The following is a 16078-nucleotide window of genomic DNA, read 5'->3' as shown; positions in this document are numbered from 1 at the left end:
GATGGGACAATTGATATAAAACAAAAAGCCCCAACGGGGCTTATTGTTGAAAATAACGGGCAAGCGTCACGATCATCGCTCCCATCCGCTCATGTTCAGGGGCGATGACGCGGCTGACTCCTTCCTCTTCCAGCGCTTCTTTCGTCACTTTCCCGACAGCACAGGCGACGACATCGGTGCAGAACGCCTCAAGCAGCGGAGTGATATCTTGTTTCTCCCGGGCAAACGAAAAGAAAAAGCGGACTTGTATCGCCGATGTAAAACAGACCGCATCAATTTTGCGCCCGACGACTTCGTTGTATAGCGTCTCCAGCATCTCGTGATCCGGGGCGACATGCCGATACGGGAATAGCTCTGTGTAAGACGCACCGCGCGTAAGGAAAAATTGCTTCAAGACTGGCGCCGTATCACCGTATAGCTGTGCGACGACGCTCTTGCCGGCAAAGTCATGCGCGTTAAGGGCGGAAATCAATCCCTTCGTCGTCCCGTCTTCGCTCACCGCTGTTGGGATGACGCCGATGTTTTTCAATGCCGCCACCGTTTTATAGCCGCGCGCAGCGATATCAGCATTCTCGATCACGCGCTTCCACTCAACCGCGATCCCTTCCCTTTCAGCCGTTTTCCAGAGCGCTTCAACCCCAATGCCCGTTGTAAACACTATCCAGTCCGGCCGCATCATAATGATCGCGCGCATTTCCTCACTGAGTTCACTTCCTTTTAAAAAAACCGTCCCTTGCGCCGGGCGGATGACGGCCGTTCCTCCTTGCTTTTCAATGAGTGTTGTCATTTCGTCTAACTTGCGCGAAGCGCATAAGGCGACCCGTTTGCCGCGCATTCGTTTCCCTCCCGTCGTCAATCATTCGTCCTTTCCATTCTAAAAGATCGCCCCCGCCTAGGCAATGAAAAAACACGCACCCTAAAAGGCGCGTGTCACCGTCTCAGCGAGTATGTACGATGGCTTCCTCTCCCCGGCGGTCAAACGAACCGGTAATGCGCGTCGGCTGCACAGAAATAATCCCATCTAACGGAATGTTCATCAACCGCATTTGCCGATTATAAACGAACAGTTTGCGCGCTTCCTGATACAACTTGACCGGCAGCACAACCGTCTCCTCCCCTTGCGCCGTTTGCACGCGCACTGGCTGCTTCTGGGCAATCCACACCGAAAGCTGTTGGCACAATTCTTTCATTCTATTTGCTCTCCCCTCTCATCCATTCCTACTTATGATTATAAAAGGAAAAAACGGAAAAAGGAGTGAAGAAAAATCAACAAATTCGGCAAATGAATGACAAATGGTGTCGAGAAACTTTCATCAACGCCACACAAGCGTTCCCCACTTTCGATAAACTAAGCACTTTAGTTGTTTTCCCTATATCGGCTAAAAAGAAAGATGCCGCTCCCCAAAAATCTTCTGTCTTCAAGAAAGACACAAGAGATAAACTGTTTGAATGGTTCCGTGCGTATATACAAAAAGGGTGCCCATTTTGGAACACCCTTTTTGCTCGATTAGCGGTAAATCAACACACGTGCCGCAGTGCGGTCGGCACTTTCACCGACGACGCGAATTTTTAAACCGTACGTCGGCACGTTCCGCCCCGCATCAACCGCTCCTTTGTTACGGTACGACCGGCTGTCATCAAAAACCGGCAACGGCGACGTGTCGTTGTCGATCAGTTTCGATCCGTCAATTTCAACGCGAAACGGCACGCCTTTTTGCAAACTAAATGCCGCATCATGCACTTGATAGCGCGTGGAAGCCACCGTATTGCCTGACCATTTCAACGTGTGCTGATTAGCATCCACGACACCAAGGAACCCTTCACCCGGATGGACGCCTGTCCAGTTGTTGTCATATGACTCATCCACATACCAAACAACAAGGCCCGGGTCGTACGACAGCAATTGATCGCCGCGCAAAATATGCGCCAGTCCTTTATCAACGCCACGGTGGTTGCGCCATTCCAACAAATAGTAATGTTTCGAACGCAGCGTACCGTCGCTTTTCGCAAAACCATCCAACACGAAAACGCTCTCGTTTTCCGCTCCGTCCGTAAGTATGGCTGTTTTGTCTGCCATCACTTGAACATTATCAATATACCAGCCAGCTTCCGATACATACGCATCGGTCACGTAACGGAAACGCAGCTCAATCGTTTGGCCTGCGTACGCCGACAAGTCAAACTCGGCTTTCACCCAACCGTCCGATGTGTCGGTAATGCCGTTGCCTGGGTTTTGCCCATTTGGGTCGTCGGTCGTTGTAATATTTCCTGAAACCGTTACCCATTGATTCGAACTTTGTTCCTTCACTTCAACCACGCCGTAATCCCAATCTTTCTCAATCGCATACCATGCATCAAACGTCAATACTGCTTGCGATGCGCCTGTCAAATCAACTGTGGTGGACATAGAGCTGTTCAAATTATTCCCTTTGCCGGAGAAGTATGCATAGGCGCCGCTGGCTGGAGAAACGATGGTAGTTTTCTTATCCGGCAAGTTGATGCGCACGGCATCGTTGTTTGTTCCTTTCGTATTGGCTTCATCCAATACAACCTCTACTCCTTGTTTCGTCACTTCATCCCATTCCACGGTCGTTCCGTGCAGCCAGTTGCTTCCCGGCATGGTTGACTGCAAAAACTGTTTTGCCCAGGCGCTGAAACCGGTCGGCTCCGTGCCCGGAATGCGCCCCGCCCAGCTGCCGCTCGACATGATCGACCAATACGCAATCGGTTCGCCCAAGCCGGAGTAAATGGTATCATATTCATCCGGCAACCCTAAATCGTGACCGTATTCGTGGGCGAACACCCCCGCAGCCCCGTCGGCCGGCTCGACCGTATAGTCATAAGCAGCCAGCTGACCATTCCAATACGGCACCTCAGTCGTCGTGTTCGGAATCGGGTATACCGATCCTAAATTCCAACGGTGCGACCAAATAGCATCACCGCCGAGCGAACCGCCGCCCGCCTCTTCACCGACGCTCGAGTGGATGATCATCAAATGGTCGATCAAGCCGTCTGGCTCGCGGTAATTGCCGTCACCGTCCAAATCATACCGATCCTCTTGGTCAAACTCGCTTAAATCAATGGTCGGATCGTTGGCTGCCGCCATCAGCGCTTCGCGCACAAGCTCACGCGGGTTGGCATCGTTCCCGTCCGGCGCCGGCACGTTGCCGCCGTAATATTTGGCAGGATGTTTGGCTTTGTACCAACCAGCCACCTTTCCTTCGATCGAATAGCTGCCTCCCGATTGTTCTTCGTAATATTGTTTCACCGACATGAGTTTTTCGCCGTTTGGCCCTTCGTAATAGCCATCATCGCCGCCAAAAATCATGTCTTCATAGTGCTCGCGTGTATAATCTTTGTAATACATGTCTGTTTCATTTGGTTGAATGCTGTTGTGCGGAAAATCCGGATATTCAATGAGCAAGACGAGCACTCGGTCGACCCGTTTGCCCCCATTCCACGGCTCCGGCTGGACGGGCGGCACGGAAGCTGTCTTTGATTGGCCAAGTTTTTTCCCTTTCCCATTCAGCACGCCGTTTGTCCGCAATTTTTGTCGCAACACTTCGGTGCGCTTCTTCTCTTTTTCGTACAGTTCCCCCTTTGCCCGCGGCATGTGAGCTGCCTTTTGCCGCAAATACTTGCGCACCTCCTGTTCTGCCTCAGCGGGAGTCGCATTGGAGCGAAGCGTTCCGTTTCGTTTTAACATTTCCGTCAGTTTGTCTTCATTGGCAATGGCAAAATCGACTGGCCCGCCTTGCTTCACCGCCGGGATCGCCGCGGTGTTGGCTGCTTGCGGCGCTTTTGCCGGCGCCGCCCACAGCCCTATTCCGAGCGACAGCGCCGCTGTCAATGAAAGAATCGATCGTTTTTTCAAAAAGCCCCCTCCTATCAAATAATTAATATAATTTTATATATTTAAAATATTATACAATTACTAGAAAAGAAAGAGAACTTTTTCATAGATGCAAAACATTTCTTTTTACCTATCGTTGTCGAAAAAACAAGATTTATATCAAAAAAAGGCTATGGATTCTACCTTAACATCTCGCGCATTTTCCGGTTACAATGTAATATATTCGCAGTTTTTGTAGGAATTCGCGCTATGCAGCTGACGATGGGAAAGAGGGTGTCGCGATGCTTAGTATTTTCAAAGATTTTTTGCTCAACTTATTTTTTATTCTCCTACCGGTATTTCTCGTCCCGTTTTGGACAGAGCAAGAAAAGGGACCAAAACGCCTCCGCCTTTATTTGCCAACCGTCTGCTACGCGATCGTGATCGTCTTATGCATCACTCTCCCCGTCGGCACGGGAAACAGCTATATTTTTGATTTGCGGCAAATTCCGCTTTGGCTCGGCAGCTTGTATGGCGGGACGGGGGCGGCAGCGTGCTTAGCGATCGTCACCATCACTTACCGAACTTTATTTGGAGGAATCGGCATCTTTATCACTGCCATCGTTTCCATCGTCATTGCAGCAGCAAGCAGTTTACTGACCAAAAAGTTTGAGCGGTTGCCAACCAAGCAACGAATATTGCTCACCACAACGCTCAGCTTCGGTTCTGGCCTGTTGACGGTCGCTCTGACGGGAGGGATGGCGCCCTCTGCTCTCCCCCCCGCTTTCAGTGTCACTCATGTTTTTGCTTGTGCAGCCAGCGAGCATGTTCATCGTCTGCGCTTTTCGAGAGATGGCGCGCCACAATATCGCGCTGCGCAAGCGGATCATTCGTGCTGAGAAAATGGAAGCGGTCACCCATTTGGCGGCCTCAATCTCTCATGAAATCCGCAATCCACTCACCGCGGCACGCGGGTTTATCCAACTGATTGAAGAACAGCCGCTCGCCGCCGATAAACGACGCCAATATGCACGCATTGCTATGGAAGAGCTCGACCGGGCCGAGGCGATCATTACCGATTATTTGACCTTCGCAAAACCCGCGCCGGAAACGCCAGAAAAACTGAACGTCAAGCTGGAGATTGAACGAGTCATTGACATCATTCGTCCGTTGGCTAATATGAGTTGTGTTGATATCAAAACGACGCTGTCCCCTTTCTCTGTCATGGGCGAACGTGAAAAATTCCGCCAATGTTTGCTCAATGTCATGAAAAACGCCATCGAAGCGATGCCAAACGGCGGAACGTTGCAAGTATACGTCTCGATCGACGATGGGCGCGTGCTCATCCGCATTGCCGACACTGGCGTCGGCATGACGAAAGAACAGCTTGAACGGCTTGGCGAGCCATACTTTACGACCAAAGGGGTAAAAGGCACCGGTCTTGGAATGATGGTTGTATACCGCATCATTGAATCGATGAACGGCACCATTCGAATCGAAAGCGAAATACATAGGGGGACGACCGTATCGATTTATTTGCCGCTCGCTTCGTCCCTGTCCTCTTCTCGAATTTCTGATAAGGAAAAACAGCTGTTTGCCGTACTGTAAACATAACTGTCCGGATTGTTAGCGCTCTCCTTTTTCGTTTGAAAGCAAAACAACAAAAGGATGATCACAACTTCTATCGTCCAAAAAGGATGCCTCATTTTTCAGGCATCCTTTTCATCTATTCTCTGTTCATTTCATCGTGGTTTATCACCGCCGTTGTTTTTGTTACAATACTATAGGAGTGGAAACACATCGAGAGAAAAGGAGACGTTGGGATGATTCACGTCAAAACAGAACGGGAAATTCAATTGATGCGCGAGGCAGGGAAGCTGCTCGCTGCCTGCCATCAAGAAATCGCCAAACGCATCGGACCGGGGGTAACTACTATGGAGATCGACCGGTTCGTGGAAACGTTTTTGGCCAAATACGGCGCCAAGCCGGAACAAAAAGGATACCGCGGCTATCCATATGCCACATGTGCTTCGGTAAACGATGAAATTTGCCACGGGTTTCCGCGCAAAGAACCGCTTAAGGAAGGGGATATCGTCACCATCGATTTTGTCGTCAATTGGCGCGGAGCGCTCGCCGATTCCGCTTGGACGTACGCCATCGGCGATATCGACGAAGACGTGCAAACTTTGCTTCATGTCACCGAGCAGTCGCTATATAAAGGGATTGAACAAGCGGTTCTTGGCAACCGGATCGGCGATATCGGCCATGCCATTCAAACGTACGTCGAATCGCACGGGTTTTCCGTCGTCCGCGATTTCACCGGGCACGGCATCGGGCCGAAAATTCATGAAGAGCCGTACATTCCCCATTTTGGCGAAAAAGGAAAAGGGATGCGCTTAAAAGAAGGAATGGTCATTACGATCGAACCGATGGTCAACATGGGGGCTTGGCAAAGCAAAATGGACGCGAACGGTTGGACGGCGCGAACCATTGACGGCTCGTACTCAGCGCAATATGAACATACGATCGCCATTACGAAAGACGGGCCGCTCATTTTAACAACGCTGGCATGAGCACGCCAATGGCTTCCTAGCGGCTAACTTCGATGAGAAAAACCCGGGAGACGTTCACCCGGGTTTTTCATCCTCTTCTGATGATTTCTGTTATGCGGTGATTTTTAATTAAGTTTACATAATATAATTATGGTTATCTATCCCTCGAGCACTTTGATGTAAACGGTGCGCTGACGTGGTCCGTCATACTCGCAAAAATAAATGCCTTGCCAGCGCCCAAGCAGCAGCCGACCTTCGTGAATAATGACGTGCTGCGACGCTCCGACGGTGCTTGCTTTCATATGAGCGGCTGTGTTCCCTTCCATATGACGGTCAAGTGGGTGCTCCCACGGATACGTTTCATCAAAACGGCGCATCATGTCGCGTTTAACATCGGGGTCCGCGTTTTCATTAATCGTGATTCCTGCCGTCGTGTGCGGACAATAGACGACAGCCATCCCCTCTTCTACCTTAGACAGGCGCACCGTCTCCTCGACAAATGAGGTAATATCAATCATTTCATCCCGCTTCGCCGTGCGGATCGTAAAGGAACGAAGCATCGATTCCACCACCTGAACAAAGATTTTGTACCGGAAAGAAATGTTTGCTACTCTAATTATAGCGCAAAACGAGCAAGGAGAGAAAAACGATGCCGAAACGGTATGAAAATTTAGATAACGTATCCATGCAAAAAACGTGGGCCGATTTTCGCCGCTGGCAGCGAGAACGGAAGCAAAAGCGAAAAGACTTGTCCTATGTCGTACCGCACGCCGTGCCGCCGCAATGGGACCGGCTTCATCAGCCGAACGGACGACCGCAGCTTTGTTGGATCGGCCATTCGACGTTCGTCGTGCAAGTAAACGGCATCACAATCGTCACCGACCCCGTCTGGGCGAAGCGGATGGGAACGGCCAAACGCCTGTCGGCCCCAGGCGTGCCTCTTGAAGAGATGCCACCCGTTGACGCCGTTTTAATCTCCCATGGCCATTACGACCATTTGCATTTCAGCAGCCTTCGCCGATTGCCCGGTGACCCGCATATATTCGTTCCGGCCGGCCTCAGCCGCCTGTTCCACCGGCGTGGCTACCGTCATGTCACTGAACTGTCATGGTGGGAAACAACTACTTTTCGCAACGTATCGCTAACATTTGTTCCTGCTCAACATTGGACGCGGCGGACGCTTTGGGATATGAATACATCACACTGGGGCGGATGGGTCATCGAAGCCAACGGCGCCCCGACGGTTTATTTCGCTGGCGACAGCGGCTATTTCCGCGGTTTTCGCGACATCGGTGAACGCTTTTTGATCGACTATGCTCTCCTGCCGATCGGTGCGTATGAGCCAGAATGGTTCATGGGGCCGCAGCACACAACACCGGAAGAAGCGGTGCAGGCGTTTTTAGATTGCCGCGCCCGTTTGTTTGTTCCAATGCATTACGGTGCCTTCCGGCTCGCCGACGATACACCAAAAGAAGCGCTCGACCGCTTATGGGCCGAGTGGCGGCGGCGCGGATTGGATGACAGCCGCCTGCTTTGCCTGAAGCTCGGCGAGGTGATGGACATCGCTGCTCAACTAGCCGCTAAGCGTGAATATGGGCATGCTGAATCCGACGGAAACGAGCAATGAACGTCCGCATGAACGTCCGCGACTGAGGCAAAGAAAAAAGCGCTCCGCTGCCCGCGGAACGCTTTTTCTCTTATTCTTTCACTTCTTTTTTCCACAACCCTACCATCAGGGCTGTCACGGCCGAGCCGATCAAAATAGCGAGGATGTACAGCCATGCGCTTCCTTTGACAATTGGAATGACGAAAATGCCGCCGTGCGGCGCCGGAAGGCCGATGCCAAACAACATCGTCAACGCCCCAGCTACAGCCGAGCCGACGATAATCGACGGAATCACCCGCATCGGATCAGCTGCCGCAAACGGAATCGCTCCTTCCGTAATGAACGAAGCGCCCATAATATAGCACGTTTTGCCAGCCTCGCGTTCGGCTTTCGTAAATTTCTTTTTAAAGAACGTCGTCGCCAGCGCCAACCCGAGCGGCGGCACCATCCCGCCAGCCATAATGGCCGCATGTGGCGCATAGTTGCCAGCATCGATCATGGCGATTCCGAACGTAAACGCCGCTTTGTTAATCGGGCCGCCCATATCAACCGCCATCATGCCGCCTAACACCGCGCCAAGCAGCACTAAGTTCGCCGTCCCCATGCCGGAAAGCCAATGTTTCAACCCTTCATTCAACGCTTTCACTGGATCGATGACAATATACATCATAATGATACCGGTCAAGAAAATGCCGAACAACGGATACAATAACACCGGTTTAATTCCTTCTAACGATTGCGGCAAGCGGCTGAATAATTTCCGCAGTCCGACGACCAAATACCCGGCCAAAAAGCCAGCGATCAATCCGCCGAGGAAACCAGCGCCGCCGTTGGCTGCCATAAAGCCGCCGACCATCCCTGGCGCAAATCCTGGCCGATCGGCAATGCTCATCGCGATAAACGCAGCAAGCACAGGAATCATTAAGGCAAATGCATTGCCGCCGCCGATGTCCATCAATGCTTTAGCAAATGGATGGTACGACGGGTCGTTCGGGTCAAACGCCTTAATGCCGAAAGTGAAGGAGAGCGCGATCAAAATCCCGCCACCGACGACGAATGGAAGCATATTCGAAACGCCGTTCATCAAATGTTTATAAAAGCCAGTGCGCGGTTTTGCCGCCCCCGCGCCGCCCTGCGGAGCACCGCTCGCTCGGTAAATTGGCGCATCTTGGCGCAGCGCTTGCTCAATGAGCGTTTCCGGCTGGCGAATCGCTTGGGCGACCGGTACTTGGATCACATGTTTGCCATCGAAGCGATCCATTTCGACTTGTTTATCAGCCGCGACAATAATCGCCGCAGCATCTTCAATCTCCTGTGCGGTGAGAGCATTTTTCACCCCATCAGATCCATTGGTTTCTACTTTTATCATCACACCCATTTCCGCTGCTTTTGCTTTCAGTGCATCAGCAGCCATATACGTATGGGCAATCCCGGTCGGGCAGGCGGTAACGGCGAGCACTTTCCGTCCGTTGTCAGCTGACGCTGTCCCTAGCGATGGCTCTTCCTCTTCGCTCTCTTTTGCCGCCAACAAACGGACGATTTCCTCTTCATTTGAAGCGTTTTCAAGAGCAGCGCGGAACGACGCGTCCATCAACATCGAAGACAACCGAGCCAACGCCTGCAAATGCGTTTGCTCCCCACCTTCGGGGGCGGCAATCATGAAAAACAAATGGCTCGGCTTGCCATCGAGCGATTCGTAATCAATGCCTTCCGCTGAACGGCCGAATGCCACGGCCGGGCGCTTGACCGCCGCCGTTTTGGCATGCGGAATGGCAATGCCCTCTCCGACGCCGGTCGTGCTTTGCTTTTCACGCGCCCAGATCGCTTGTTTGAACGCCTCGACATCGCTGACTGCTCCCACCTCAGCGAGCTTGGCGGCCAATTCATCAATCACTTCGCTCTTTGTCTGCGCTCGAAGTGCAAGAATGATTGTTTCTTTTGTCAACAAATCGGTGATGTTCATTTTGGCGATCCCCCTTTATTTCCGTTTATAAACGTATGACGCGAATGCGGTCGACGAGTGCTTCCACTTCTTCTTTCGTGCATAAATCTTCGGAAAACGCCGTCGCACTTCCAGCCGCCACGCTGTAAGCGAACGCTTCTTCGATCGATTTCCCGCTCTCTTGGGCGGCCAAAAAGCCAGCGACCATTGAATCGCCCGCTCCGACCGAGTTTCTCACCGTTCCTTGCGGCGCTTCGGCAAACAGCGCGACTTCCTTGCCGAAATAAAACGCTCCGTCACCGCCCATCGACACGATGACATGGCGAATTCCCATCTCGGTCAAACAACGGCCATAGATGACGATTTCTTCTTTCATAAGCTTAGAGGTGTCAAACAGCTCAGCGAGCTCATGATGGTTCGGCTTGATAAGAAACGGCCGGCAAGCGAGCAGCGCTCGGAGCGCCGGACCGCTCGTATCGACGACAAGGCGGGCTTTCCGTTTCGCTGTCTCCGCTGCCATCTGCTCATATACATCCGCCGGCAGTGATGACGGTACGCTTCCCGCCAACACGAGGACATCACCAGTCGAAAGCGTCTCGATTTTCGCCATCAGCTGCGCGGCATCTTCGCTAGCGATGGTCGGACCTTGACCGTTAATTTCCGTCTCTTGCTTGGCTTTCAACTTTACATTAATGCGCGTCTGGCCGGAGACGTGGACAAAATCACAGCGAATGCCTTCTTTTTGCAATTCCGTTTCAATAAACTGTCCCGTAAATCCGCCGGCAAACCCGAGCGCCGTGCTGTCGACACCGAGACGTTTGAGCACTCGCGACACGTTAATTCCTTTCCCTCCTGGGAATGTCAACGTTTTCAGCGCACGGTTCAGTTCGCCGACACGCAATTCATCAACATGAACCACATAGTCAACAGATGGATTAAACGTACATGTGTAAATCATACGCGAACAACCTCGACAATCGTTTTTGCTTCATATCGTTCTTGCCACTCTTCATCCAACTCATCAGTAATCAACACAGCCTCGTTTAAATCAGCAATTTTGGCAAACGCGCTCTCATTGAGTTTCGAATGATCCGCAAGCACATACGCGCGTTGCGCCAGCTGCATTGCCGTATATTTGACCAGCGCCTCTTCCGGATCCGGCGTCGTGTAGCCATACTCGTCATGAACACCGTTAGCACCGATAAAGCATTGGTCAAAGCGGTACTGCCGCAGCGACTCGATGGCCCCTCGCCCAATCAACGCTTTCGTCTTTGGCTTAATCATGCCGCCGACTAAGTACGTCGTTATGTTATGTTCAAGCAACCGTTCCACATGCATCACACCATTCGTGACAACAGTGACCTCTTTGTCAGCCAAATGTGGAATCATTTCCCACGTTGTCGTTCCTGCATCCAAATAAATACAGTTTCCTTTTTGTACCAAACTGGCCGCATAAGCGGCGATTCGCTGCTTTTCTTCTATATACTTCAGCGATTTTTCCGACACGCTTAACTCTTCACGTTTTTGTTGCAACAAGGCTGCTCCACCGTGCACGCGGCGCAGCTTTTTTTCTTTTTCAAGCTGCGTCAAATCGCGACGAATCGTCGACTCGGAAGAACCGGTCGCCTCCACGAGCTCTTGCAGCTTGACAATTTCTTTTTGCGCCAAAAGTTCCAAAATGAGACGGTGGCGCTCTTCGGTCAGCACGTTTCCACCTCCCATGATGATCGATATCGCTTGTATCCCTATCATAAGCGAAAACAGAGAAAAAATCAATCAAAATCATTCATTAACACTCAATATTAATCAAAAATATCATTTAAAACGGTCATGATCATTCATCACCAACAACAAAAAAACATTGCCTTTCATTTCGTCAGGCAATGTTGCTGAACTATAATTCGGAAAGATATAGTTGAATGTGCAAGGAGTCGATTTGGGAAACGAGCAATTCATCGTACTTCTTTTGTGCTAAAAAACGCATCTCCGCCTCCGTTACATCCGGATGCTCATTTTTGACTTGTTCCACCATGTCATTCCACACGTTTTGCGCCAACAAAACAAGCCGGACATATCGCCGTTCTTGCTCCCAAAATGCCGATTCACCGTATTGGCGGAGGAGCGTTCGAGCGGTTTCGCTCCCTTCGTATTGACGCTTTCTTTTTTCTACTTCACGATCAACGACCGGTTCATCTACCGAATAGCCTTTTTCTTCAGCAAGCAGCGCCATCGAATGCAGTTCAATGAGACGGGTAACAGCGGAGCGAGGCTCAGCCGTCTCATTCAGCTGCCGCTCCCAATAACTGATCCGCTCGTTGAGCTCTTCGCCCCGATACTTCTTTTTGACCGCCTCCATAGCCGAGGAGATCTCAATTTGCCAGCGTGTTTGATAAAACTTGACATCTGCCGTCGTAATCGCCGTCCCATTGATCATCGCCGCTACGTCTTGCCGCTTCACCTCTAGTGTAACAAGCTTTTCGATCGTCTCATTACCGTCTTTGATTTGCAACAAAACATCCCATTCCCCTTCCATCGGCAGCTGCACATCCCCTTCATAAAGGCCGTCTTCCTTCTCCTCCAACGAGGCAACGATTTGCCCATGATCCATATTCGCCATCTCAAATATCGCCGTCACTTCAAGCCCGCTGGCTGGTTTCCCATCCTTTTGAATGGCGATCGCAAACGAAGAAGCTGTCCCCTCCTTATAAAAGGGAGACGTTTTCACCGACACGGTCCAATCGTTTCCTTGGCATCCGGCAAGCAAGAAGAGAAGAGCAGCCATAACGAGCATCCATCGTTGCTTCACTTTATTCTCCCCCCCATCAGTGCGCTCAGTTCAAATTCTTCGATTCGATATTTCGTGATTTTCCCGTTTTCCAAGTAAGCGACATGGGTGCAAAGCTGCCTTACTTCATCGATATGGTGCGACGACAGCAATATCGTTTTGTTCGGCAAAGAGCGTAAAATCATCAACACCTCCGCCCGTCCTAACGGATCGAGCCCGCTTGTCGGCTCGTCTAAAATCAGCAAGTCAGCATCATAGTAAAGCATAATGGCAAGCCCAAGCCGCTGCAGCATCCCTTTCGAATACTGTTTGCTTTTCATATGACGTGCTTCCCATAACCGAACGGTGTGCAAAACGTCTTCGATCCGCTGTTCATCGACCACACCGTGCAACGAGGCAAAAAAGCGAACATTTTCCTCACCCGTTAACTGGGGATACAACTGAAACTTTTCCGGCAAATAAGCGACTTTCTTTTTCCACTCATGCCGCCGATGATCAATGCCATCAATATATACCGTTCCGCGCACTGCCGGAAGCAAATTCAACAAACTATGAATCAATGTCGACTTGCCAGCGCCATTCCGCCCAACTAAGGCACACCGCTCCCCTTTATGAATGACAAGATCGACGTCATCAAGCACTTTATTGTTTCGGTAGGAAACCGTCAACCCTGTCACTTCAATCATCGTTCTTCCCCCTTTCGACTCCATACCATCGATGCCACCAATGCCCCAAGCCCCCAGACGAACATATTCAACGCAACAAGAGCGCCGGGAGGGAAGGAGAAAAATTTTTTCATCGTCCGTGACAAATAATCAAGCGAGAACATCCCGAGCGACGTCTCTAAGTAAAAACGGAGCGCATGAAGCGGCTGCAGAAAATAAACCAATGAGAACACATGCACATTGTCATACGTCACCGACGGCAAAATATAAAGCAGTACAAAGTCATACAAATAAATGAAAAAGAATGCGGCAAACAAATTGGCGCCAATCAATTGAATTTTCGTCTTGCACGCGAACCCTAGCCCAATTCCGATTTGGTTAAAAATGAACACGAGCACCACCGTGGCGAGCAAAAAGTAGAGAAAATACGATAAATGAAAGACAAACCAAAACTTGGCTGGAATAATCAAAACGAAGTACCAGACGACAAACACCATCATCGTAATGAGCTGGATCGCCGCGCTTTTTTTCCATAAAAACTGCCAAGGTGATCCACTTTTTGCGACAATCATCACCATCGTCCGCTGCTCCTTCTCCTGCATGACGGAAAAAGAAGCAAAAAATAAACAAAGAAGCGGCACAATGTATGCATTCATGTCAAACATCATCTGCAAAAAAATCGTCAATCCATGCTCAGCCGGCAATGACTTAGCGCTCATCAACACGGAAAGCGATGCGGCAACAACCAGCAGAAAAAACAACCAAAACGCCTTCCCCCGCGAAAGCTCAAGCCATTCTTTCCAAATGTAGCTCATCTCCTCCCCCTCCTTTGCAGACCAATCACCGTGATGGCTCCAAAGCCAAGCAATCCCCACCACCAACTAGCCGATGCGCTCTTTTTCACAAGCGGCGCATGATCGACCGCCATCACTTCGCCTGCTTGCCGCCATTCGTTGATGGCCTCATAGACGCCTAAGCTTGGCGACGATAAAAACAAGTACGCCAGTTCATTTTCTTCCGCTAACTTATGAAAGGAAGACGCATAGCGAAACGGGGAATCTCCTTTCCCATCTTCGTTCAAATCAAGCAACGCCGCTTCGTCGCCCCAATCATTGCCAACGCCGCGAAAATCCCAGCTGTTATTGTCCTCGCCGCCAAGGCGCGTAACGGCAATCGTATTTTTCCAAAGCCGGTTTTCCGTAAACGTTTGGCGCTGTGAACTCGCCCAAAGCTCAATACCGATCTCATTTTGCAAAAAAACGTTTCGTCGCACAAAATTATCGTTCGACTGATCGACATACAGCCCCCGCTCGTTTTGATAAAACGTATTGTCAATGATTCGGTTATCGTTCGCCATTTGCAGCAACAACCCAAACGAACGCATTCCTTTATTGAATAAAAAGCAGTTGTTTTTCAAGATAATCCGGTTCGAGTTCATGATCGCCGCCCCGCCGTTATTGAGCATAAACGTATTGTCATAAAACGCATTGTCATCCGAATACATGTAATGAAGCCCGTAACGGGTGTGCGACACTTTGTTTCCCTTCGCGACGTTATGGTTCGCATAGTCAAAAAAGATGCCATCCCTCGTTCCGACAATGGTGTTGTTTTCGAGCTTATTAAAATTAGAATAATAAATATGCAGCCCATTTCCTTGTCCAGCGATTTCCCCGTTTTGTTCGCCGATCACTCGCACATTGGCGATCCGGTTATGATGCGCCTGACTCAAGTAAATGCCATGAAACGATTGTTTTACTGTAATGTGTTCGAGCGTATTGTAATCGGAATAAACTTTGATGCCGGCGTATTCTTCTTGCGTGCTCCGGCTTTTTCCGCTATTCGTGACAGTCACATGCTTGATGACCACATGCGGCGCCTTGATCGAAATCACGTTGCCACGCCCGTTTCCTCGAATAACCGTGCCTTTTGCGCCGATGATCGTCAGCGGCTTGTCGATGACAATATTGCCACTGTACGTTTGGCCTGTTAGACGAATCGTTCCATGAGCTGGAGCAGCGTCAATCAGCTGCTGCAGCGTCTGACCGGCAGCCGCTTCTTTCGGAACATCGAAAAAGAAAAAAATGAACAAGGAAATGAGCAGCCATCGTTTCATTTTTTTCTCTCCTTCCATAACGGAACGAGCAGGCAAACGAACGCAACACCGACGATATACGCACCAGTCGCAAAATAGCTGAACGTGGTAAAATTGGCGATCCGGTTTTCTCCGAAAATTGGTGGCACAAACGGTTCGATATCGATCGGGGCGCTATCGTTTAAATTCGTTCCAAAGTCAACGAGCCAGCGGTGAATATCGTAAATACCAAGCGCCCCGCCGATGAGAAACACGGCGATCAGTACGTACAGCCCGCTTTTGCTTCTAGTTAGCGCCACGATGAATGCCGCTATGGCCATGGCGATCACGATGTAAGACAAATATCCGAGTTCGGGAAAGCTTTCTTCACTAAATGGCTTCATACCGATATAATGATTGAGCCCGTTAATAATCTCGATATCTCCCTCAAGCTTATTCGGGTAAACAACAATCTCTAATCCTTCCGGATATTGTGGAGCAATGAAATTCATCCCCCACCACGGAAACGCCAAAGATAAAAGCAATAATCCCCCGGCCGCGCCGACAAGGGCGGCAGACAGAACAGACAGTTTCGCTGCGGCCATTTTTCCACACCTCTTTTGCT

General features: G+C 50.4%; 14 protein-coding genes and 1 pseudogene. 3 read left to right on the top strand and 12 right to left on the bottom strand.

Features of this window, described 5'->3' with window-relative positions:
* Nucleotides 1–40: 40 nt before the first annotated feature.
* The 3 genes from DSM465_RS0109965 to DSM465_RS0109955 all read right to left on the bottom strand — a co-directional run bounded on the left by DSM465_RS0109965 (nt 41) and on the right by DSM465_RS0109955 (nt 3874).
* Nucleotides 41–835, bottom strand: coding sequence for a uroporphyrinogen-III synthase (locus DSM465_RS0109965; protein ID WP_029761269.1), 795 nt, complete (start codon nt 833–835; stop codon nt 41–43).
* A 103-nt stretch (nt 836–938) separates the two neighbouring features.
* Nucleotides 939–1190 (bottom strand): hypothetical protein, encoded by a 252-nt coding sequence (locus DSM465_RS0109960; RefSeq protein ID WP_011887492.1) that lies wholly within the window; start codon nt 1188–1190, stop codon nt 939–941.
* 317 nt (nt 1191–1507) lie between these two features.
* Nucleotides 1508–3874 carry an immune inhibitor A domain-containing protein gene (locus tag DSM465_RS0109955; protein ID WP_035498423.1) on the bottom strand — a complete coding sequence of 789 codons (2367 nt, stop codon included), beginning with the start codon at nt 3872–3874 and terminating at the stop codon, nt 1508–1510.
* 260 nt (nt 3875–4134) lie between these two features.
* On the opposite strand from DSM465_RS0109955, the pseudogene DSM465_RS20155 reads away from it, so the two are divergent.
* Nucleotides 4135–5440 (top strand): annotated as a pseudogene (locus tag DSM465_RS20155) (ATP-binding protein).
* Nucleotides 5441–5655: 215 nt separating this feature from the next.
* Complete coding sequence (gene map, locus DSM465_RS0109945; protein WP_008880119.1) at nt 5656–6405, top strand: type I methionyl aminopeptidase; 750 nt, start codon at nt 5656–5658, stop codon at nt 6403–6405.
* A 137-nt stretch (nt 6406–6542) separates the two neighbouring features.
* Here the strand turns inward: map and DSM465_RS0109940 are convergent, their stop codons facing one another.
* Nucleotides 6543–6944 (bottom strand): secondary thiamine-phosphate synthase enzyme YjbQ, encoded by a 402-nt coding sequence (locus DSM465_RS0109940; protein WP_008880118.1) that lies wholly within the window; start codon nt 6942–6944, stop codon nt 6543–6545.
* A gap of 89 nt (nt 6945–7033) precedes the next feature.
* Here DSM465_RS0109940 and DSM465_RS0109935 point away from each other — a divergent pair, with 89 nt between their 5' ends.
* Nucleotides 7034–8011, top strand: coding sequence for an MBL fold metallo-hydrolase (locus DSM465_RS0109935; RefSeq protein ID WP_008880117.1), 978 nt, complete (start codon nt 7034–7036; stop codon nt 8009–8011).
* Nucleotides 8012–8081: 70 nt separating this feature from the next.
* Here DSM465_RS0109935 and DSM465_RS0109930 read toward each other — a convergent pair whose 3' ends face one another.
* From DSM465_RS0109930 to DSM465_RS0109895, 8 genes are all read right to left on the bottom strand, one after another.
* Nucleotides 8082–9953, bottom strand: coding sequence for a PTS fructose transporter subunit IIABC (locus DSM465_RS0109930; protein WP_029761267.1), 1872 nt, complete (start codon nt 9951–9953; stop codon nt 8082–8084).
* Nucleotides 9954–9978: 25 nt separating this feature from the next.
* The gene (gene pfkB / locus DSM465_RS0109925) at nt 9979–10890 is read right to left on the bottom strand and encodes a 1-phosphofructokinase (RefSeq protein WP_029761266.1); all 912 of its coding nucleotides are present in this window, start codon (nt 10888–10890) and stop codon (nt 9979–9981) included.
* Nucleotides 10887–11639 carry a DeoR/GlpR family DNA-binding transcription regulator gene (locus DSM465_RS0109920; RefSeq protein WP_029761265.1) on the bottom strand — a complete coding sequence of 251 codons (753 nt, stop codon included), beginning with the start codon at nt 11637–11639 and terminating at the stop codon, nt 10887–10889. Before DSM465_RS0109920 ends, pfkB begins: the two co-directional genes overlap by 4 nt.
* A gap of 187 nt (nt 11640–11826) precedes the next feature.
* Entirely contained in the window at nt 11827–12738 is a 912-nt protein-coding gene (locus DSM465_RS0109915; RefSeq protein WP_029761264.1) for a FixH family protein, read from the bottom strand.
* Complete coding sequence (locus DSM465_RS0109910; protein WP_029761263.1) at nt 12735–13403, bottom strand: ABC transporter ATP-binding protein; 669 nt, start codon at nt 13401–13403, stop codon at nt 12735–12737. The genes DSM465_RS0109915 and DSM465_RS0109910 overlap by 4 nt, the downstream gene beginning before the upstream one ends.
* Nucleotides 13400–14197 carry an ABC-2 transporter permease gene (locus tag DSM465_RS0109905; RefSeq protein WP_008880110.1) on the bottom strand — a complete coding sequence of 266 codons (798 nt, stop codon included), beginning with the start codon at nt 14195–14197 and terminating at the stop codon, nt 13400–13402. The genes DSM465_RS0109910 and DSM465_RS0109905 overlap by 4 nt, the downstream gene beginning before the upstream one ends.
* Entirely contained in the window at nt 14194–15495 is a 1302-nt protein-coding gene (locus DSM465_RS0109900; RefSeq protein ID WP_029761262.1) for a nitrous oxide reductase family maturation protein NosD, read from the bottom strand. The genes DSM465_RS0109905 and DSM465_RS0109900 overlap by 4 nt, the downstream gene beginning before the upstream one ends.
* On the bottom strand, nt 15492–16058 hold the full coding sequence (locus DSM465_RS0109895; RefSeq protein ID WP_008880108.1) for a hypothetical protein: 567 nt from the start codon (nt 16056–16058) through the stop codon (nt 15492–15494). Before DSM465_RS0109895 ends, DSM465_RS0109900 begins: the two co-directional genes overlap by 4 nt.
* Nucleotides 16059–16078: the final 20 nt, after the last annotated feature.

It is taken from the genome of Geobacillus thermodenitrificans subsp. thermodenitrificans DSM 465 (genome assembly GCF_000496575.1).
In the GTDB taxonomy this organism is placed as follows: Bacteria; Bacillota; Bacilli; order Bacillales; family Anoxybacillaceae; genus Geobacillus; species Geobacillus thermodenitrificans.
Note: the sequence above shows the minus strand (reverse complement) of the source record. Positions and strands in the feature narration are given on the sequence as shown.